General features: G+C 60.5%; 15 protein-coding genes and 1 tRNA gene. 6 read left to right on the plus strand and 10 right to left on the minus strand.

What is annotated here, in order from left to right; genetic code table 11:
• The first annotated feature begins 121 nt into the window (after positions 1-121).
• Positions 122-778 carry a hypothetical protein gene (locus Q4S41_RS23840; RefSeq protein ID WP_305033629.1) on the plus strand — a complete coding sequence of 219 codons (657 nt, stop codon included), beginning with the start codon at positions 122-124 and terminating at the stop codon, positions 776-778.
• Positions 779-1,027: 249 nt separating this feature from the next.
• Here Q4S41_RS23840 and Q4S41_RS23845 read toward each other — a convergent pair whose 3' ends face one another.
• The 3 genes from Q4S41_RS23845 to Q4S41_RS23855 form a co-directional block, all read right to left on the minus strand.
• Positions 1,028-2,578: a family 43 glycosylhydrolase gene (locus Q4S41_RS23845; protein ID WP_305033630.1), complete on the minus strand. Its 1,551-nt coding sequence runs from the start codon at positions 2,576-2,578 to the stop codon at positions 1,028-1,030.
• A gap of 1,012 nt (positions 2,579-3,590) precedes the next feature.
• Positions 3,591-4,037, minus strand: coding sequence for a hypothetical protein (locus tag Q4S41_RS23850; RefSeq protein ID WP_305033631.1), 447 nt, complete (start codon positions 4,035-4,037; stop codon positions 3,591-3,593).
• A gap of 12 nt (positions 4,038-4,049) precedes the next feature.
• Positions 4,050-5,099 carry a hypothetical protein gene (locus tag Q4S41_RS23855; protein ID WP_305033632.1) on the minus strand — a complete coding sequence of 350 codons (1,050 nt, stop codon included), beginning with the start codon at positions 5,097-5,099 and terminating at the stop codon, positions 4,050-4,052.
• Between the two features lie 553 nt (positions 5,100-5,652).
• Between Q4S41_RS23855 and Q4S41_RS23860 the strand changes: the two genes are divergently transcribed.
• Positions 5,653-6,465, plus strand: coding sequence for a DUF6794 domain-containing protein (locus Q4S41_RS23860; protein ID WP_305033633.1), 813 nt, complete (start codon positions 5,653-5,655; stop codon positions 6,463-6,465).
• Positions 6,466-6,527: 62 nt separating this feature from the next.
• Here the strand turns inward: Q4S41_RS23860 and Q4S41_RS23865 are convergent, their stop codons facing one another.
• Together Q4S41_RS23865 and Q4S41_RS23870 are read right to left on the minus strand one after the other, a co-directional pair.
• Positions 6,528-7,448: a helix-turn-helix transcriptional regulator gene (locus Q4S41_RS23865; protein WP_305033634.1), complete on the minus strand. Its 921-nt coding sequence runs from the start codon at positions 7,446-7,448 to the stop codon at positions 6,528-6,530.
• A gap of 155 nt (positions 7,449-7,603) precedes the next feature.
• The gene (locus tag Q4S41_RS23870) at positions 7,604-8,479 is read right to left on the minus strand and encodes an aldo/keto reductase (protein ID WP_305033635.1); all 876 of its coding nucleotides are present in this window, start codon (positions 8,477-8,479) and stop codon (positions 7,604-7,606) included.
• Between the two features lie 220 nt (positions 8,480-8,699).
• On the opposite strand from Q4S41_RS23870, the gene Q4S41_RS23875 reads away from it, so the two are divergent.
• A complete protein-coding gene (locus Q4S41_RS23875; RefSeq protein WP_305033636.1) occupies positions 8,700-9,125 on the plus strand; it encodes an SRPBCC family protein in 426 nt (141 codons plus the stop codon).
• 184 nt (positions 9,126-9,309) lie between these two features.
• Here Q4S41_RS23875 and Q4S41_RS23880 read toward each other — a convergent pair whose 3' ends face one another.
• The 3 genes from Q4S41_RS23880 to Q4S41_RS23890 form a co-directional block, all read right to left on the minus strand.
• Complete coding sequence (locus tag Q4S41_RS23880) at positions 9,310-9,846, minus strand: hypothetical protein (RefSeq protein ID WP_305033637.1); 537 nt, start codon at positions 9,844-9,846, stop codon at positions 9,310-9,312.
• Positions 9,847-9,884: 38 nt separating this feature from the next.
• Positions 9,885-10,040, minus strand: a complete 156-nt coding sequence (locus Q4S41_RS23885) for a hypothetical protein (RefSeq protein ID WP_305033638.1) — start codon at positions 10,038-10,040, stop codon at positions 9,885-9,887.
• A gap of 354 nt (positions 10,041-10,394) precedes the next feature.
• A complete protein-coding gene (locus Q4S41_RS23890; RefSeq protein WP_305033639.1) occupies positions 10,395-12,710 on the minus strand; it encodes a GH92 family glycosyl hydrolase in 2,316 nt (771 codons plus the stop codon).
• A 42-nt stretch (positions 12,711-12,752) separates the two neighbouring features.
• On the opposite strand from Q4S41_RS23890, the gene Q4S41_RS23895 reads away from it, so the two are divergent.
• Positions 12,753-13,238 carry an HNH endonuclease gene (locus Q4S41_RS23895; RefSeq protein ID WP_305033640.1) on the plus strand — a complete coding sequence of 162 codons (486 nt, stop codon included), beginning with the start codon at positions 12,753-12,755 and terminating at the stop codon, positions 13,236-13,238.
• A gap of 30 nt (positions 13,239-13,268) precedes the next feature.
• On the opposite strand, the gene Q4S41_RS23900 is transcribed toward Q4S41_RS23895, so the two are convergent.
• Together Q4S41_RS23900 and Q4S41_RS23905 are read right to left on the minus strand one after the other, a co-directional pair.
• Positions 13,269-13,342: transfer RNA gene (locus Q4S41_RS23900), tRNA-Arg, on the minus strand.
• Between the two features lie 56 nt (positions 13,343-13,398).
• Complete coding sequence (locus tag Q4S41_RS23905; protein WP_305033641.1) at positions 13,399-14,745, minus strand: Pycsar system effector family protein; 1,347 nt, start codon at positions 14,743-14,745, stop codon at positions 13,399-13,401.
• Positions 14,746-14,941: 196 nt separating this feature from the next.
• Here Q4S41_RS23905 and Q4S41_RS23910 point away from each other — a divergent pair, with 196 nt between their 5' ends.
• Both Q4S41_RS23910 and Q4S41_RS23915 read left to right on the plus strand, forming a co-directional pair.
• Entirely contained in the window at positions 14,942-19,051 is a 4,110-nt protein-coding gene (locus tag Q4S41_RS23910) for a metallophosphoesterase (protein WP_305033642.1), read from the plus strand.
• Between the two features lie 330 nt (positions 19,052-19,381).
• The gene (locus Q4S41_RS23915; RefSeq protein WP_305033643.1) at positions 19,382-20,701 is read left to right on the plus strand and encodes a M43 family zinc metalloprotease; all 1,320 of its coding nucleotides are present in this window, start codon (positions 19,382-19,384) and stop codon (positions 20,699-20,701) included.
• The last annotated feature ends 46 nt before the right edge of the window (positions 20,702-20,747 follow it).

Genomic DNA, 20,747 nt, shown 5'->3' on the forward strand with positions numbered 1-20,747 from the left:
GGGGTAAAATAGGCCGCTGGGCCTCAGAAATGGCCCCTATGGCGTTTAAAACCACTTTGGGCTTGCATTTAAACGGGGTGGCGTGTAGATTTGTCTTCCGTTGGTTTTACATTATTCGTTTATGAAGCATCTGTTAGTAGTCCTTTTGGCCTTGCTCACGTGGAGCAATGTTCAAGCCCAAAACGAGAAGCAAACCCCCGTTACCAAGCTCCCCGGCGAAGAAAACCTCAGCCTCCGCGAGCGCGCCGAACGTGATTTTCTGATGCCGGTGCGCCGCAAGAAAATCGTGGTGGAAGCCCCCAAAGCCAGCGCCGAAGAAAGCACCTCCGCCCCCGAGTCCGACGCTTCTGCCCATTACTCCGAAGCCACCGACGAATCGGCCGCCGTCACGGCCCGCACCGCCCGCAGCTACGAAGCCAGCCACGCCGAAGCCCGCGCCGCCCGCCGGGCCGCCGCCCGCCGCGAAGAGGCCCGGGCCGAAGCCCGGGCCGAGGCCAGAGCTGAAGCCCGCGCCGAGGCCCGCCGCGCCGCCCGCCACAAATCGAAGTCGCATAAGTCGTCGTCGCACAGCAGCAAGTCGAAGTCGAGCAAGTCGAAATCCAAAGCCAAATCGGAGTCGCACGCCAAGTCGAGCAAGTCAAAATCGAAGAGCAAGAGCAGCAAGGCCAAGGCTTCTTCCAAGAAGAGCAGCGCCAAGAAAAGCTCTTCACACAAGTCTTCCTCGAAGAAAAGCATGCCTTCCAAGTCGAAGAGCAAATCGAAGAAACACCGCCGCTAGGCCGCTTAACCGAGTTAAACGGAAACGCCCGACACTGCAGTGCCGGGCGTTTCCGTTTGTGGGGGAGTAAGAACGTGTTGTAGAGACGCGGCAATTCGCGTCTCGGCATTGAACCGCTTGCGTCCGGGGATGCGCCGAAGGCACAGGCGTAGAGACGCGAAGTGTCGCGTCTCTACGCCGTTCTAACCGAAAAAAGGCCCGGTCATCCATGAAGACGACCGGGCCTTTTTGCTGACTGCTGAAACCAGTTTACCGCTTGTTGCGCACGATGAAATTGTTGAATACGGCGGCGGTGTCTTCGGCGCCTTGCGCCACTAGAGCCACGCGCACGCCGCGGTCCCAGGGCGGGAGGTAGGTGCCGTTGAGGGAGAAGCTTTCGGTGGGCAGAGGCTGCCAGGTGGCGCCGTCGGTGCTGTAGGCGAAGCGGTAGCGCTGGCCGCCCCACACTTCGAGGCGCAGCGTGAGGGTGTCGCAGGGCTCCACGAAAAGCTGAGCCAGGCACTGCTGCTTGCCGCTCTTCACGTGCCATATTTGCACCTGGCCGTTGCCCGCCATCAGGGCCAGGGCGTTGTAGGGGTCGCCCACGGCGGCAATGCCGGCGTAAGTGTCGACGGGCAGGCTGGCGAAGTCGAGGGTAGTGGCGGCTTTGTAGGTGGCCACGTGGGTGCGGCGGGCCATCAAGTTGCCGAGGCGGCTGGAACTGGCGGCCAGGTGCAACTGGCCGCCGCGCACGGTGGTGGCGGGCCGGGGCGTCGTGATGGGCCACTGCCATTCCAGCCCCAATTGGTCGCCTTCAAATTCCTCGGCCACGTTGAGGCGGGCCACGTCGGTGAGCGGGGCGGCCTGGGGACTGCGGTTCACGAATTCGGGCCACTCCTGCTCGTTGAAGGTGAATTCGGAGAGGAGGCCCTGGCGGCCCACGAACTCGTGGCTATCGGCCAGGTAGGCGTGGTGGAGCAGGAACCAGCGGCCGTCCATTTCGGTTACGGTGCCGTGGCCGGGGCATTTCCACACGGTGTTGCGGTCGAGGATGGGGTTTTGCGGATGCTTTTCCCAAGGACCGAGCAGAGTGCGCGAGCGGGCCACGCCGGTGGCGTAGTTGCAGCCCTTGCCGCAGCAGGAGTTGCCGGCGTAGAAGTGGTAGAACCAGCCGTTGTGGCGCACCAAAGCGGAGCCTTCCACCAGCGGCCCTTCCCACTTTACGTCGTTGGTGAAGAGCTCAGTGGCTTCGCCGATGAGGGCGGTGCGGTCATCGTTAAGGCGCTGGGCCCAGATGGGGGTTTCCTGCTGACAGGAGTTGCCGTCTTCTTTCCAAACGAGGTAAAGGTCGCCGTGCTCGTCGGGCATGGCGAAGCCGTCGATGGAGCCGGCTTCCTGGCCCACCAAGGGGCCGTGGTCGCGGTAGGGGCCGGCGGGGTGGTCGGCGCTGGCCACGGCCACGCACAGCATACCGCCCTGCTTGCTGCGGGCGGTGTAGTAGAGGAAGGTGCGGCCGTTTTCGTGGTGAAACTCGGGGGCCCAGAAGTTGGAGCTGGCCCAGTCGGGCTGCTTGTCGGGGAAGACGTGGCCGACCAGTTCCCAGTCGAGCAGGTTCTTCGAAGAGAAGATGGGGAAGATGGCGCCCCACTCGGCGGTGGTGGCGCTGGCCCAGTAGGTATCGCCGATTTTGGTGACGGTAGGGTCGGGGAAGTCGCCGGGCAGCACCACGTGGTCGTAGGAGGTGCGGGCCGGCAACGATTGGGGGACGGCGCCCACGGAAACGGGGGCCAGCGGGGCGGTGAATTCTAGTTCGATGGACACGGTGGGAGGGTGCAAAGAGGATAGAAAAGAAAGCTTTCCCCGCAGGGCTCAGCTTTTCATGCTGGCAAGGTATGGATTTGATTTGAAACCCGCGCCAAAAATGGAATTTTTTAGGACGAGTTTCCTGAAAGAATCGGCGAATGATTGGTTTCGATAGGCGAAAGACAAGCGAATTAATACGTAGGATTTAAGTTGCTAAAGCCCGTTGACTGCTTATTAATGACTATATGTCGGTAAAGTAAAGCCCGGTAAGTACGTAAGCAGATTTTGGGCCAAGCTATTTTTACACGGGGTATTGAAAATGGTAGAAATTAAACTTTGCAAAGAATGGTAATTGTGTTGATTGTACGGTCGGGCTCATAATTAGAAGGGGCGTTGGGAAATAAAAGCATGTTTTTGATGAGCCAAGCATCTAGATGAAGAGGTCGGGCGCTGAAATGCACTGTTTTTAGAGTAACGGTGCCCCAAAAGTGAACGGAGTAAATTGGGGGCTGGGCAGGCGCGCGCCTGCCTGACGGCTTGCAAACAGCCGTGTGGCTGAGCAACAGGCAGATGCGCAAGATGCGGCCGTTGGGGTTATCCAATCTGATGGAAGTGCTCAAAAGGTCGGCCTGCGCCGAGGTAGCGCCTGAACTGGCCAAAAATGGCTTGACGGCGGCGCCGGTCACGTGCAAAAGCATTGACGAGCGAGGCTATCAGGCGCGGCTCTGGAAGCTGCTTTCGAGGGTGAAGCCTTAAGTGCGGCCGGGTTTCAGATTGACTTGGTAGGTGTAGGGTCGTAGGCTATCCAGAAGTCGTCGATGTCAGAGTAAAGACTTGCTGGGCCTTCGGTGCGGGCTGCTGAGCGCGGGCGCCGCTAGAGTAGAAACAGAAGCAGTAGTAGCGGGTAGGGGTGAAGGCTCATGGGAAGGAAAGGAACGGTCATGCTTCGGCTCCGCTCAGCATGACCGTTCCTTTTTATCTGCCCGCTAGCTAATGCATTAAAGCTGAATGCAAACAGACCAGCGCATTCTTACAGGAATTTCCGGCCCTCCACGATGACGGTTTTGCTGCTGGGCACGGGCTGCGTCACCACGCCGATGGCGCCGGGGGTTTGCGCAACGAATTCGGCCAGGTCGGCTTCGGAGTTGAAGAAGTTGGGGCCATCGGCACGGCCCTGAAACACCAGCGCCAGCCAATACTTATTCAGCTCGTTGGCGCTCATGTTGTAGATTTTCTTGCTGGTGTTCTGGCCGGTGGGGGTGTTGGGTTTCAGCAGCGCAATCACCACCTTGCTGCCGTCGGGCCAGCGCAGCTTTTCGCCGCGCATGGTGGCCTTGAGCTGCGTCAGGTTCATCTCGCTGGGCACGCCCCGGCCGTTGCCGATAATCACGAGGTTGGGGCCCTGCGCGCGGGCCGGGGTGTGGCTCATCACGCAGCCAAAAAGCAGGAAAAAGGTCAGTCGATATAGCCGGGCCATGTGCATCGCGAATTAAAAGCCAACGGCGATTTGAAAAGTTACCTTGTTCGCCACCGGGTACAGGTGGCTTTTGGTGCGCTGGTACTCCAGCTTCACCACGGCCAGGTAGCTGATTTCGTAGCGCATGCCGCCCACAAAGGATTGGGTTTCGTTGGCCATGAAGTACACTTCCTGGCCGGTGGTGTAGCGGATGTCGTCGAGGCGGATATAGGGCACGAACTTGTCAGTGAGGCGCAGGCCGGCATACGCATACGTGGCCATGGCGCGTTGGGTGCCCAGGCTGTCGGAGCGGTTGCTGGCCATGCTGCTTTCGGCCAGCAGCTCGAACTTCTTCGAGAAAACAGAGTCGTTGTAGGAAATGGAGCCCGTCAGGATGTTCTGGTTGATGCGTGTGAGGGCCGCCGGCATGATGCCGCCCGTGTGGCTGTGCCCGAGGCTGCCCTTCGAGATGGCGTCGTGGTAGAGCGAAGCGCTTAGGCGCATGCGGTCGGTGGGTTTGATATGCACGGCCAGCGTGAGGGACTTCACGGGGTTGTTGTCTTCCACGTCGCCCGCGCCGATGCCGTTGCCCACCATGGCGTCGTAGCCGAAGCGCAGGCGGCCCAGGTTTTGGCCCTGCAGGCTCACGCCCGTGGTGTGGAGCGGGATGATGCCCTGCTCGAACAGCAGGGGCCGGTCGATGGTGGGGAAAAATACCCGGCCGTGGTGGTAGGTGTCGTTCCAGTAGTTGATGGGCGTGTGGTGCTTGCCCAGCAGTACGCTGTGGTTGCCCACGTAGTTATACTTCAGCACGATGCGCTCAATGCTGATGTCAAAATCGGTGGGCGAATCGTGCGAGTACTTAAATACGGTTTCGCCCAGAAACGACAGGCGCTCCGTGATTTCAGAAGTGATGAACAAGTCCTGCTCGCCGAGGCCGAAGCTGACTTTGCCGTTTTGATAGGATGAATAGGCATCGGCGAAGCCCCGGATTTGCGTGCGCTGAGCCGCCGCGCGCGGGGCCGCGCCCAACAGCAGACCCAGAACTAGCAGAACGGTAAGCGGGTAAAAGTTTCGGTTCATACGGGGTGCTGCGCGGATGGGTAGAAAAGGGCGGGGCAGGCAGCAGGCCGGTTGAAGGAAGCGCTGCCATGGCTATTGTAATTTTAAGTTTATAAGGCACTATGTGGCGAAGGTGTCAAAGGTAATCCAAGAACAAGTTCTTTTAGCGCAGAAGATTAGCGGTTTTACCAAAGAAAGGAACTGCCGCCCGGTGGCTGGGCCACGGTAGCGGCCGGGGTTCATTCCAAAGTGCCTGTGGGCCTCCGCGGGCGGCCCAGTGTGAGTTGCAGGCTTGCTCAGGCGCCTGCATATCATATCGGGGCTGGTAGCCGAAGGGAGCGTTGCCGGGACCTGAAAACGCAGCCGCCCGCATCCTGGACGGGCAGCGGGCGAGTTTTGTCGGTTCGGAATACGACCAATGGATACTTCCGCGTTCAAAACCGGTTAACGACGAGCACTGCGTGTTTTTTTTATGATGAAAAATATTACTGCTTTCCTGCTGCTATTGCTGCCAGTTGGCGCATGGGGGCAACCAGGCGCTTTCAATAAGCACGGCTTTTACATCCCTCAGAATTTGGCCGAGGCCAACGCCCAGTTAGATAAAACGCTTACCGCCAAAGCCCGGGCAAAATTCAAGGCGCTGCAGGAAAGCGACTTTGAGAATATCAGCGGGCTGTTTATTGTCGGGGAATGGGATGACGGGGACAGCAGCCGGTTTGTGAAATTCCTGCGCCCGTATGTGAATCCGAAGCAGCAGACCTGGGGGTACCTGGATTGGCAAGTGCGCCAGCATCTGATTTACCTGTCTTACCTGCGGCACCTCAACAATCAGCCGTTTGATTTGGCTAAGGAAGCCGGTAGGATGGACGCCAAAGCCGATTCTGTGGCGCAAGCAGACGAGCGGAGAAGGCAGCGAAACCTGCTGGCCGACTCGATAAACGGGGTGTACATCCCCAAAAACCTGAAAGACAGCTTCGCCCGGCTCGATAAGCTGCTTTCGGATACCTTGAAGCAGCAGCTTCGATACCCCGACCCTGCTTATGGCTTGGCAGCGTTCCACTTTGGCCTGGGGCTTTGGATGCGCAACAGCTGGCAGCTGTGGGGCGGGTCCAGGCTGCAACAGTATTTTGTGGGCCTGGGCGTGCATCATCCCGATGATATGTCGGGCATCATCCTGCGTTCTTACAGTGCGTATTTGAATGGGAAAGAGCTTGATGAAAAAAGCATCAGGCCTCTGACGATTGACGAGCCGGCGCCCACCGCCCCACCGCCGCCGCCCGTAATAGACCGCAAAAAATATTACACGAAGGAATACCGCCGCTTCCTGCGCAAGCGCAAGATTGATGACTTTGCCAGCCTGCCCCCGGAAGCATACGCCGAATACTAGCCCCGCCTCCGCGCGGGCTGCGCATCCATATCCGGGCCGCACGAAGGAAGCGGGGAGGCGGGCTAGGCGGCCTGCCGGAATTCGGCGGGGGTGAGGCCGGTTTTCTGCTTGAACAGGCGGCTGAAGTAGGACGGGTTGTCGAAGCCGAGGGAAAAGGCGGTTTCGCGGATGCTGAGGGACGTGCTCAGGAGCAGGCGCTTGGCTTTTTCGATGAGGGCGTGGTGCAGGTACTGCTGGGCGTTCTGGCCGGTGTGGGTGCGCAGCACATCGCCGAGGTAGGCGGGCGACACGTGCAGGGCCTGGGCGAAATGCTGCACGGCGGGCAGGGGCAGCTCGGCGGCGCTTTCGAGGTAGGTGGCGAGCAGGGTTTCGAAGCGGCTGAGCAGGTCGGGGCCGCTCACTGGCTCGGTGGGAAACTGGCGGTGGTAGAAGCGGCTGGCGTACTGCAGCAGCACGTCGAGCTGGGTGCTGAGCAGCGGCTGGCTGAAGGCATCGGCGGGCTGCTCGCTCTCCTGCCGCAGGGTGGCCACGGCGGCCGTGAGAAACTGCTCCTCGGCGGGCGACAAGGCCAGGGCCTGCTGCACGCGGTAGGCAAAAAACGGGTAGCTGCCGGGGAACGGGCCCGTGGGCCGGCGCGTGAGCAAATCGGGATGAAAGACCACCATCCAGCCCTGCGGCTCTTCTGCTGCGGGCGCTACGCCCGCCGGGCAGAACTGCACCGGCTGGCCGGGCGCATAAAAGCCCAACACGCCCTCGCGGTAGTCGTAAGCCTGCTGGCCGTAGGGCAACTGCCCGTGGAAATGGCGCTTCAGCACAATGGCATAGAGCTGGCGCAGGGCCGGCCGGGCCATGCGCTCGGGCACGGGGTACTGGGCCAGGTCGATGACCGTGAGGAGCGGGTGGACGGGCGCGGCAAAGCCGTAGTGCCGCGTGAAGTCGACGACCGTGCTGAGGACGGCAAAAGGGGCCGCGGGCGATTTCATGGCGGGCGGGGGTATGGAAAGTAATAAGAAGCCCGTCATGCTGAGCGCAGTCGAAGCATTTCTACCGCGCAACTAAGCTTGATTTAGTATGGCGGTAGAGATGCTTCGACTGCGCTCAGCATGACGGGATTTTTTGCTCGTTCTTTCTACACGTTCTACGCTTCTACGTGCAATTTAAGCGCATCCAACTGCTGCATATCTTCGGAAGTCAGCCGCAGGGCGGCGGCCTGCATGTTGTCTTCAAGATGGGCGATGCTGCCGGTGCCGGGGATGGGCACGATGTTGGGCGCGTGGTGTAGCAGCCAACTAAGGGCAACCTGATGGGCAGAAACCTGGTGGCGGGCGGCTACCTGCTCCACGATGCCCATTTCCTGCACCATGCCCCCGCCGATGGGGAACCACGGGATGAAGGCGATGCCCTGCGCGCGACAGTAGGTCAGCACGGGCTCGGCGGCGCGGTTGAAAATGCTGTACATGTTCTGAACCGAGGCCACCGGGAAGTGCTGCTGGGCCAGCTGGATTTCTTCGACGGTGACTTCGGAGAGGCCCAGGTGGCGCACCAGGCCCTGCTGCCGGGCATCGGCCAGGAAGGTGAACGTGGCTTCGGCGGGCACGCGCGGGTCGAGGCGGTGCAGCTGGTAGAGGTCGATACGTTCCAGCTTGAGGCGGCGCAGGCTGCCGTGGAGGGCGTCGTGCAGGTGCTGCGGGGTGCCATCGAGCAGGACGCCGGCGGGGGGCTGGCCGAAGCTGACGCAGCCGCCCTTGGTGCCGATGACCAGGTCCGCGGCGTAGGGGTGCAGGGCTTCGGCAATGAGCTCTTCGGAGATGAAGGGGCCGTACATGTCGGCCGTGTCGATGAAGTTGACGCCGAGCTCCACGGCCCGACGCAGCAGGGCGAGCATGGCGGGGCGGTCGGTGGGCGGGCCCCAGGCGGGCTGGGCCGTGATGCGCATGGCGCCGAAGCCGAGCCGGTTGATGGGTAAGTCGCCGCCGAGGGAGAAGGCGGGCGGAACGATTGGCGGGTTATTCATGGGTATGGCTGCTGGTGAGTCGCGGCCCGGACTGGGCTTTGTGAAGAGCAAAGTTCTAGGGCCATGCAAGGGCGCGGGCTATACAAATTCCGGTTTGTGTGTCACAAATTGCGGAACGAGCGGGGCGGCAACGCCGACGGCTGCCCAACTGTAAATTGGGGAAGCTGTTTAGGAAGTGTTTGCCCGAACAACCGATTACAAACCTTAAAAACCAGTAGCTATGAGCACGCCCTTTGTGACGGAGCGGGTGTATGATGCCCCGATTGAAAAGGTATGGCAGGCCCTGACCGATACCGACCAGCTACGGCACTGGTATTTCCCGCAGGTGCGGAAATTCGAGCCGGTGGTGGGAGCGCATGTTGCCTTTGCCGAGGATGGTTCGCCCTACGGGAAAGAGTGGGTGGTGACGGACGTGGTGCCCGGCCGAAAGCTGGCGCATACCTGGGCGTATAAGAATTACCCGGGCAGCTCGGAAGTGACCTTTGCCCTGGCGGCGCAAGGCGATAAAACGCGGCTCACCCTCACGCATACCGGCATCGAGAGCTTTCCCGATGACCCGCACTTTGCCCGGCGGCGCTTTGAGGATGGCTGGGCCCAGATTCTGGGCCGCAACCTGCAAGAGCACCTGGCAGGAATAGACAAGTAGCAGGTTGACCATGCAGGAGCCCGCGCTACGACGGCTACACGCAGGCCCGCAAAATCATTAACTCCGGCGGCGGGGGCGGCAAGGAGAAACCGGCCGCAGCGTAAGGTTCGGCCAGATTAGAAATGAAGCCGCCCGCTTCCGGTTGGGGAGCGGGCGGCTTTTTATTTAAGAGAGTACATTTTTTTCAGTTGTCCTGCGGCTCCCATTTCCCTTTGGTGAAAAACATGTTACCGAATTCAGGAGAATTAAATACTAGAAAGAAGCCCCATGCCTGGCGGTATACAGTAGGGTCGGTTGTCAGAACGTGATGTGTCGGCCAAGGCATATGAACAATGAGACGAGCTGAGCCATATGGGGCAGAAGTCGAGATTTTCCCCTTGAATACTTTGGCAGGACTGTTTTTAGGAGTTGAGTAGAAGTAGATTGAATCGTTGGGTTTGATGACGAAATGAAAGTTGTTGTACTGCCAGTTTGCTTGCTTTCCTGGGAAATAGCTTTGGTCAATAACATACTCTCCGTAATAGTCTTCTTGGGTGAGGACTTTCTTTTCTGATAGTGGCCGGGTAACCACTGAGAGAAGGACAAGGGCAAAAATGGACAGCCAGATGATGCCCAATGCTTTGCCAAAAAACACCTTTTTGGTTAAAGCCCAAATGACCAATAGTATTGCCGTGAGTGGCAGTAGAAAAAGAGCAAAAAACAAATTAAAACCGAAGCCCATAGCTGATTAGATATCTTGTTGCAGTAATACTATCTGCCTCACTTCCTCATCGGCCGCGCCCCCATCATAAACACCAGCACACCGCCTTTCGCCACGTCCTGCTGCGCCAGAAACGGCTGCGTCAGCTGCTGCCCGTTGAGGGTGGCCAGAGCGTTAAAACAAGCCTGCTTTGGAAACGCTGTGTAGCGTTGCAAGAATAGTATAGATTAGGCAGCACCCTAGAAGGTTGAAAATGATAAAGCCAGCTCTATTTCTTTCTATTCTTATGAGATAAAAAACCGAGAATAATAGGTTTGAACTGATTTGGATTGTAAAAAATCTATTGTCTAGATGCTTTACACATTCTCCGCCAGCAAATCCTTCAGTGCACATGAATGAGGCAGCTATCATAAATGAAAGCATGAAAAATGCATTTATGGCTAGTATCCGACGGAGTGAGATACCCTTTAATTTATCGGTCAGCATGTGCGGTTCAGTGTAGTGCTTTTGGTAGGTATGCCTGTTCTGTATGCTAGGATTGAAATAGATGCGTGATAGGGAATGTTGCATTATCTGGTTTTAACTGGCTTGGCCCCCATCGTAAAGACCAGCGTGCCGCCCTTGGCCACGTCCTGCTGCGCCAGAAACGGCTGCGCCAGCCGCTGCCCGTTGAGGGTGGCCGACTGCACGTAAACATTTTTGGCGCTTTGGTTTTTGACCTGGATGGTGAAGGACTGGCCGTTTTCGAGGTGCAGCACGGCCCCGTGCACGAGGGGGCTGCCGAGGGCGTACTGGCCCGAACCGGGGGCCACGGGGTAGAAGCCGAGGGCCGAGAAGAGGTACCAGGCGCTCATCTGGCCGCAGTCGTCGTTGCCGCCGAGGCCGTCGGGGGTGGGGTGGTACTGGCGGGCGAGGATGTTGCGGACCTGGGCCTGGGTTTTCCAGGGCTGGTCGGTGTAGTTGTAGAGGTAGGCGGCGTGGTGGGCAGGCTCGTTGCCGTGCACGTAGCCCCCGATGATGCCCTCGCGGGTGATGTCCTCGGTTTCGGCAAAGAACGAGTCGGGCAGGTGCATGGTGAAGAGCGAATCGAGGTGGGGCACGAAGACGCGGTTGCCGCCCATGAGGGCGATGAGGGCCTTGGGGTCGTGGGGCACGGCGAGGCTGTAGTTCCAGGAGTTGCCCTCGATGAAGCCCTGGCCGTTGGTGCTGAGCACGTCGAATTTCTCGCGGAAATTGCCGTTGGCCAGGCGCGGGCGCATGAAGTTGTGGCGCGCGTCGAACACGTTTTGCCAGAAGCCGGCCCGCTTGCTGAACTCCTTTTCCAGGTCGGCGTGGCCGAGCTTGCGGGCCAGCTGGGCAATGCACCAGTCGTCGTAGGCAAACTCCAGGGTGTTGGAAACGGAGGTGCCGCTGCGTTCGTTGGGCACGTAGCCCAGGTCGAGGTACTCGCCCAGGCCGTCGTACCAGCGGTGGCGGGCGGTAGCCACGCAGGCGGCCAGGGCGCGCTCGGCCTGGGCGGGCGGCACCGCGCCGTTGAGCACGGCATCGGCCACGACGGATACGCTGTGGTAGCCGCTCATGCACCAGTTTTCGTTGGCGTGGTGGCTCCAGACGGGCAGCATGTGCTCGGGGCTTTGGTCGTAGTGGGCCAGCATACTCATGACCATGTTGGCGTTGCGAGTAGGCTGCAAGAGGTTGAAGAGCGGGTGCAGGGCCCGGAAGGTGTCCCAGAGCGAAAAGGTGGTGTAGTTGGTGAAGCCCTCGGCGCGGTGGGTTTGCTGGTCGAGGCCGCGGTACTGGCCGTCGGCGTCCTGGTACACGGTGGGGCTGAGGCAGGCGTGGTAGAGGGCCGTGTAGAAGTTCTCCTTATCGGCCCGGTTGGGTGTCTGGATGGTGATTTTGCTCAGCTCCTGCTGCCAGAGCTGTTGGCCGGCGCGGCGGGTCTGGTCGAAGTTCCAACCGGGCAGCTCGGCGCGCATGTTGGCCACGGCGCCGGCCGTGCTCAGGGGTGAGAGAGCGAATTTGACCTTGATTTTCTCGCCCGCTACGGTATTGAAATCGAAGTAGAGGCGCAGCTGGCGGCCGGCCTGCTCGGGCCAGTTCTTCGTCTGGTCGAAGCGGCCCCAGAAGCCCCGGTAGATTTCCTTGGGGTCGTATTTGCGGGCCCCGTAGCTTTTGAAGGGCTTCGAGAACTGCATGGCGAAGTACTCGGTGCGGGTGCGGCCCCAGCCGGTGGTTTGGCGGTAGCCGGTCACGAGCGAGTCGTTTTCGATGCGCACGTAGCTCCACACGTTCTTGTCGGGATAATTGTAGATGCCGGCCATCATATCCAAAATGATGTGGGCCGGTTCGGTGCCCGGAAACGTGTATTGGTGGAAACCCACGCGGGTGGTGGCCGTGAGCTCGGCGAGGATGTTGTGGTCGTCGAGCTTCACCTTGTAATAGGCCGGCTCGGCCACCTCGTTCTGGTGCGAGAAGGCGGAGCGGTAGCCGCTTTGGGGCCGGTCGGCGGTGCCGGGGGTGAGCTGGAGCGGGCCGGTGGTAGGCATGAGCAGGAAGTCGCCCAAATCGGAGTGCCCCGTGCCGCTGAAGTGCGTGTGGCTGAAGCCGACGATGGTGCGGTCGTCGTAATTATACCCCGCGCAGTACTTGTAAATGTCGGGGTTGTACTTGCCGTTCTGCTCGTAGCTCAGCGTATCGGTATCGGGCGAGAGCTGCACCATGCCGAAGGGCACGGTGGCGCCGGGGTAGGTGTGGCCCATCTTCTGGGTGCCCACCATGGGGTGCGCGTACTGCACGAGGTTTTCCGGAGTGGGGGCTTTTTGGGCGAAAGTGGCGGTGGTGGCGAGGAGCAGCAGGGGCAGGAGTTTCTTCAGCTTCTTCATGCGGGGTGGCAAATGAGGAAGCAATATCCAGTAATTTGAGGCATGAACAACTGCCTGCACTGTGGCTCGGAAACGGCGAACCCCAAATACTGCTCCCGTTCGCACGCTGCCATTCATACCAACCAGCAAGCCCCGAAGCGGCGCTTGACGCGCAAGTGCGGGGAGTGCGAGACGCTGATTCCCGGCAGCCGGCAGTTTTGCGCGGTGCATGGCAGGCGCAAGGCCGACTACCGCCTGTTAACTGTGGCACAGCTAAAGGCCAAAGAAGCCATCAAGCATCCCAGCTACTACCGCGGCTACCTCAACAGCATTACCCGGCTGCTGAACGCACATCGACCCCGCATTTGCCAGGCGTGCGGCTACGCTAAGCATGTGGAATACTGCCACATTCAGTCCATCAGCGCTTTTCCCGATTCCGTCACGGTGCAGGAAGTATCCGGCCCGGCCAATATTCTGGTATTGTGTCCTAACTGCCACTGGGAATACGACCACGGCTTGCTAACGGAACACCCCGCGCTACTTAGCTAATTAAAGCAAGCGACGCGGGGTGTAACTGTGTGAGCCTGACAGGAATCCAACCTGTACTCTAGCCCTTAGGAGAGGCTTGCTTTATGCAGTTAAGCTACAGGCCCAGGTACTAAACTTCTGCTGCAAAGATAACGCAAGCCGGTGAATCGCAGGCTGAGCCCTACATCTTATACAGCAGCGCGATGCCGAACGAGAGCGCCGTCAGAATCAGGCCCACCATGAAGATGGTGTAGCTGGTGCGCAGCAGGCGGTACTTGCGGGTGAGCACCTCGCCGAGGTAGTAGATGTCCGTCACCATGTTGTTGTAGAGCATGTCCTTCGTGCGCATCAACTCGCGCATGCCGCCCTGGAAGTTGTCGAGGCTGAGCTTGGTGAACTGCCCGAAGAACAGTAGGTTGACGCGGCGGTTGGTGGCGATTTCGGGGCTTTTCTTCAGCCAGGCGAAGCTGGTCACGTCGGGCTGGGCCGAGAGAATGGCCGTGATGACCGAGCCCAGCGCCGTCACCAGCAGAATGCTGATGGGAATGCCCAGCACGGGGTTGCCGCTCATCATGGGGCCCAGGGCGCCGGCCTTGCCCATTTTGGCGCCCAGGTAGGTGATGATGACCGACATGAGCACGGCGTTGAGCTGAATCATCATGCTGGCCTTTTTGTCGGCCATGTCGCTCAGCTTCATGTGGTTGGAATACATGGTGCGAAACATCGTTTCGATGCCCCGCTTAGGCTCGGCGAAGGTGTCGGTCTTCTCCTTGCTTTTTTTCTTGTCCTTCTTCTCGCGCTTTTTTAGCTCGTCGCGCTGCTCTTCGATGTTGCTTTTGAAATCCTTTTTGTAGCGCTCCTTGCCGGCGTCGGAGTGGTACTTGTGGGCCAGCATGAAGTTGAGCTGCAGCTCGGCCCACTCGGGGTTGGAGTACGATTTGCCCAGCACCAGCTCCCATTCGGTGCGCAGCAGCTCGGCGCGGGAGCGGAAGTCGTCGCGGGCCAGGTTGCTCATGTCGGCATCGACGAGCAGCTTTTGCAGCTCGGTTTCGGGGGTTGAGTCGCGGTGCGTGGCTTTTATCATGTCCTGCACCTGCTTGATGCGGGCGGGGGCCACGCCGTGCTCGGCCAGCCAGGCGCCGGCGCGCTCCATGCTGCGGAACTCGTGGCCGTCGTACACGTCGAGGTAGCCGGCGTCGTGAAACCAGGCGGCCAGCAGCAGCAGCTCGGTGTCGTCGGGGCTGAGGTTGGCGGCGGGGGCCAGGGCGCGGGCTTCCTTCACCACGGCCTCGGTGTGGGCAATGGAATGATAGGTGAGCTGGGCCGGCAGCTCCTTCTTAAACAACTCAGTGAGGTAGGTTTCGGCTTCCTTCACCAGCGGCGAGGCCTTGGCTTTAGGGGCTTTGCCGTCGGGCTCGGGCGCGGCCGGAGCCGGGGCGCTGGCCGTGCCGGCGGCAGCGGTGGGCAGCGCGGTTTCCGTCGGTTCGGGCGGGGCCGGGGCGAGGGTTTCGGGGGTACTATCTTTCATAACAAGCGGAGCGCGGGCCGGTTCATCCGGCTGGCTCGCCGGCTTTCAACGCGAAGCGCCGGGCCTAAGTTAAAAACCCGGCCTTAACCGCACGGCTGTGCTTTGCGTAACGGGCGCTACCGGCCCGTTGGAGCCGGCCATTTCTTTATCGTCGGGCCCCGTGGTTTCCAACGGGGCCAGGCTCGTACTTCGTTCCATGACCTTACTTCGCCGCCTCACTTTTCTGCTGGCCTGCTGCGTGCCCGTCGGGGCCATGGCGCAGGCCCCCAAGCCGCCCAAACCGCCCAAAGAAACCCAAAAGGAAATCCCCTCGCCCGGCGAATCGGACCAGAACCCGCACCGAAGCCGCCCCAACTACCGCAAAACCGGCGTGAACTGGGAGCGCAACACCCCGCCCGATTCGAGCCGCATCCGCTACCGCGTGTTCCTCATCGGCGACGTGGGCAACCCCATTCCGACCGAGAAAGGCGGCGAGCCCAGCCTCAACTACCTGCGGCAGCAGATTATGAAGGCCGGCAAAAACAGCACGACCGTTTTCCTGGGCGACAACGTGTACAACTACGGCATGCCCGAGGAGGGCGCCTACGACCGGAAAATTGCTGAGAAGCGTCTCACCACGCAGCTCGATATTTTTCGGGGCTACCCCGGCGAGAAGTACATGACGCCCGGCAACCACGACTGGATTCAGGGCAACCCCGGCGGCCTGGAGCAGGTGAACCGCGAGCAGGCCTTCGTGGAAAACTACATGATGAAGGATTCGACGGCCTTCAGCTACACCGGCGACTTTTTTGTGCCGCGCGACGGCTGCCCCGGCCCTTTTGAGGTGCGCGTGCAGGACGACCTTGTGCTCATTGCCCTGAATTCGCAGTGGTTTGTGACTCCGGCCGCCAACCGCCCCTCGGGCCGCGACGGCAACTGCGGCGCCGAAAACGAAGAAGACGTGTACGCCGCCCTGGAAGAAGTCATCACCCGCAACAAGGACAAGCACATCATGGTGTTTGCCCACCACCCGCTGTTCTCCGACGGCATTCACGGCGGCTACTTCACGCTGGCCGACCACATTTTTCCGCTCAGCATTGTTGCCAAGTACGCCTTTATTCCGCTGCCCATTATTGGGTCGATTTACCCGTTTGCGCGCAAGTACGGCGGCATTAACCAGGACATTCCGCACCCGGCTTACCAGGCTTACCGCAAAAACCTGCTCGATATTTTCGGCCGCCACCCAAACGTGATTTATGCCGCCGGCCACGAGCATAACCTGCAGTACTACAAGGAAGGCAGCACGCACTTCATCGTGAGCGGCTCGGGCTGCAAAACCCAGCACGTGAAGCCCGGCGATGGCGGCGGGGCCATTTTCTCGGACAAGGAGAAGGGCTGGGCGCAGGTGAACTACTACGACGACGGCCAGGTGTGGACCGAATACTTCATTCCGCAGGGCAACGGCACCACGGCACGCCGGGTGTTCCGCACGCCGCTCTACGCCAAAACCACGGGCGCCATTGCCACCAACCCGGCCCAGCCCGTTCCGGAAACGGCCCTGACCACCACCAACGGCCAGCCCGACGGCAAGAAGCTGCCCGAGACGGAGGACGCCATTAAGGACAAGAAGAAGGACAAGGAGAAAAAGAAGGAAAAAGAAGCCGAAGCCATTGCCAAAGCGCCCATTCCCACCAAGCGCCCCGACTTCCGCGACAGCACCGTGACGGTGGCCATCAAGCCCGAGTACGACAAGCACGGCGGCTTCCACAACTGGCTGCTGGGCGAGCACTACCGCAAGGAGTGGGCCACGCCCGTGAAGTTCCGCGTGCTTGACCTAGCCAACGACAAGGGCGGCCTGATGCCCTACAAAACCGGCGGCGGCAAGCAAACCGCTTCGCTGAAAGTACGCAACGATGCCGGCTACAACTTCACCCTGCGCGGCATCGACAAAGACCCCGCCGCTGTGCTGCCCGAGCAGCTACGCACCGGCCTGGCCAAGGCCGTGCTGCAGGACCAGATTTCGGCCCAGCATCCCTACGCGTCGTTTGTGCTGCCGCCGCTGGGCACCGCGGCCGGCATTTTGCACACCAATCCCACGCCGGTTTACATTCCACAGGACCCCTTGCTGGGGCAGTACTACGCGCAGTTTGCCAACCTGCCCGCCGCCCTGGAAGAAGATGCCAAGGACAGCCAGGACAACGTGGCCAGCCTGGGCTTCGCCAAAAACCTGGTGAGCACCGACAAGATGCTGACCCGCCTCATCGACGACAACGACAACCAGGTGGACCAGGTGGCTTTTGCCCGCTCGCGCCTCTTTGATATGTGGATTGGCGACTGGGACCGGCACGAGGACCAATGGCGCTGGAGCGAAACCAAGGACAAGGACGGCGACCGCCGCTTCGTGGCCGTGCCCGAAGACCGGGATATTGCCTTCTTCAAAGGCGACGGGGTGCTGCCCTATTTGATTTCGCGCAAATTCGCGGTGCGCAACTTTCAGAACTTCGGCTACGACTACGCCGACTACAAGGGCCTGAACCAGACGGGCATGAGCAACGACCGGGTATTTATGAGCGCCGTGACGCGCGAACAGTGGATTGCCCAGGCCGAATACATGAAAAGCCACCTCACCGACGAGGTGATTGAAAAGGCTTTCCGCGAGAAGTGGCCCAAGGAAATCTATGACCTGCACGGCAAGGAAATCGTGGCCAAGTTGAAAAGCCGCCGCGACCTGCTGCCCGACCTGGCCGGCAAGTACGCCGACGTGCTGGCCGAAATCGTGGAAGTGCGCGGCTCGAAAAAGCGCGAGAAATTCACCGTGGAGCGCCTGCCTGGCAACAAAACCCACGTGGTGATGCGCAAAATCAACAAAGAGGGCAAGCTCACCAAAGTGCTCTACGACCGCACCTTCGACGACAAGGTGACCGACGAGGTGCGCCTCTACGGCATCGACGGCAAGGACGTGTACGACGTGCGCGGCGACGTGAAAAAGGGCGTGAAGCTGCGCATCATTGCCGGCAAGGGCCGCGACACCATCCGCACCGCCGACCACGTGGGCGGCCTGCTCCACAAAACCCAGATTTACGATGCCGACACCGGCAACGTGGTGAACGCCAGCTCCGAAGCCCGCCTGCGCCTGGAGCCCGGCTACGAGGTGAGTCGCTACGACTACCCGCACCGCTTCGACCTGAAGGACTACCGCCTCGACTACGTGGGCCCGGCCTTGTACTTCGGCTACAACATCGACGACGGCGTGCTGCTGGGCGGCGGCGTTACGTACCGGCACTACGGCTTCCGCCGCGAGCCCTACTCCTGGGAGCAGACCATCGCGGCCAACTTCGCGCCGGCCCGCGATGCCTACAACATCCGCTACACGGGCCAGTTCACCCGCATTTTCAAGAAGACCGACCTGCACATTGCGGCCCAGTACTACGGCCCGCAGCTGCTCTACAACTTCTTCGGCATCGGCAACAACACGGCTAATCTGGCCACGGAAGACGCCAACCGCGGCGTGGTCACGAACCGTACCGTGAACAGCGCCTACCGCGTGCGCTTCCAGCGTTTCACCATCGCGCCCACCTTCGAGCGCAAGCTGTTCACCTTCCTCAAGTTCGGCATCGGGCCGCAGTACGACCAGTTCCGCGTCGAGCAGAATCCCATCGGCACGGCCATCAAGGACAGCCTCACCAAAGGCGGCGTGGTGACCTATGAAAACCGCCGCTTTGGCGTCCGCGCCTCCGATTTCCAGACCAACCAGTACCTCGGCGGGTTGATGTACCTCAACCTCGACGCCAGCTCCTCGGCCAAAAACCCCCGCATCGGCCTGCGCTGGTACAACGAGTTCCAGTACAACTGGCAGCTCAACAGCGAGAGCCTGAGCTTCGGGCGCTTCAGCACCGAGTTCCGGGCCTACCTCACGCCCAATTTCCCCTTCCACCTCACCTACGCCGGCCGCATCGGCTACCAGCACAACTACGGCGACTACCGCTTCTACCAGGCCAACACCCTGGGCGGCACCACCAACCTGCGCGGCTACCGCCGCACCCGCTTTGCCGGCCGCACGGCGGTGTACGCCAACTTTGAGCCGCGCCTGGAGCTGTTTTCCTTCAACGCCTACCTCTTCCCCGGCAAGTTCGGCATCATGGGCCTGGCCGATGTGGGCCGGGTGTACTCCGACAACGACACCGGCGAGTACAAGGGCCTCAACGCTTTCCACAGCGGCTTCGGCGGCGGCATCTACGTCGACATTCTCAAGGCGGCTGTCATCAACGCCACCTACTCGGTGGGGGAGGAGAAGTTGGTGTTTGTGGGGTTCGACTTCCTGTTTTAACCGGGAAAGGCCATAAAAAAAGCGCCCACCACCCGGCTTATGCTGCATGCATAAGCCGGGTGGTGGGCGCTTTTTTTGATGACGATTGTATGAAATTATGGCTTGAGCTTAGCGCATTGTAAAAAGCCGCGTCACACCATCTGAGGCCATATGATATTCTGATATGTTCAATATTTGGTTGAAATTATTACAATAAATGCGCTTGATTCTTTCTCAAAACACAAAGAATTGTAAGCAACATGAATTTGGTTAGCGAGAATATTTTGTTAGCTTGGCAGTTCGTAATCTCTCATTCTCACTCCTTTCCCACAACCTATTTCCCACAGCTACATGAAAAAAACTTACCTCTCCGCGCTGGCCCTGCTGGGCAGCGCCAGCCCAATGCTGGCCCAGAACGTGGCCAACCGCGCCGCGCAACCCACCATCGAAGACATTTCGCCCGTCATCCTGCACCGCTCCTGCGCGGCCAACGACGTGCTCCAGGCCCAAATGGCCGCCGACCCGGCCCTGGCCCAGCGCATGCAGGCCATCGAAGCCCAGACGCAACGTTTTGTAGCTGCGCGCACTGCGGCCCTGCAGCGCGCCGGCGGCAACACCACCGGCGGCTCCACGGGGGGCACCGCGGCGCTGCTCAGCGGCACGGTTACCATTCCGGTGGTGGTGCACGTGCTGTATAACACGGCTGCCGAAAACATCTCCGACGCGCAGGTGCAGTCCCAGATTGCCGTGCTGAACGAGGACTTCCAAAAGCTTAACGCCGACCGCACCAACACCTACCAATACTCCGGCCTGGCGGCGGCTGCGCCGGTGCGCTTTGTGCTGGCTCCGAATGGCATCATTCACAAATCAACCAAAACCCGCTCGTGGAGCACCAACGATGCGGTGAAAAGCTCCAAGCGCGGCGGCGACGACGCCTGGGATGCCACCAAATACCTCAACCTGTGGTCGTGCAACCTCGGCAATGGCCTGCTCGGCTACGCGCAGTTCCCCGGCGGCGCCCCCGCCACCGACGGCGTGGTGATTCTGTACTCGGCCTTCGGCAGCCGCGCCAAATACCCGGCCGGCACCTACACCAGCACCTACGACCTGGGCCGCACCGCCACCCACGAAGTGGGCCACTGGATGAACCTGCGCCACATCTGGGGCGATGACTCCGGCGCCTGCACCGGCTCGGACCTGGTGGCGGATACCCCCAACCAGGGCGCCGAAAACTACGGTTGCCCGGCTGCTACCAAAGCCTCGTGCAGCAACGGCGGCGACATGTTCATGAACTACATGGACTACACCGACGACCGGTGCATGTTCATGTTCTCGCAGGGCCAAGCCACGCGCATGACGGCCGTGTTCGATGCCGGCGGGGCCCGCTCCAGCTTTGCCACCGCCAGCGGCGTGCTGCGCCAGTCGGCCGGCACTACGGCCGTGACCATCTTCCCGAACCCCGGCCGCGAAGCCGTGAGCCTGACGGTGCCCGCCGGCACCGATGCCGCCCGCTACTCGGTGCGCGTGTACGACCTGAGCGGCCACGAAATGCGCCAGGCCCGCTACGACGGCCAGGGCAAGCTGCAAACCGAAGCCCTGCCCAAAGGCCTGTACTACATCAGCATCAACGACGGGGTGAATACCTCGCGCCAGCGCTTCGAGAAGGAGTAAAGCGCCGGATTTTTAACGGTTTAATTAATGCAACGCCCTGCCCTAC

This window comes from Hymenobacter convexus (genome assembly GCF_030580955.1).
Lineage (GTDB): Bacteria > Bacteroidota > Bacteroidia > Cytophagales > Hymenobacteraceae > Hymenobacter.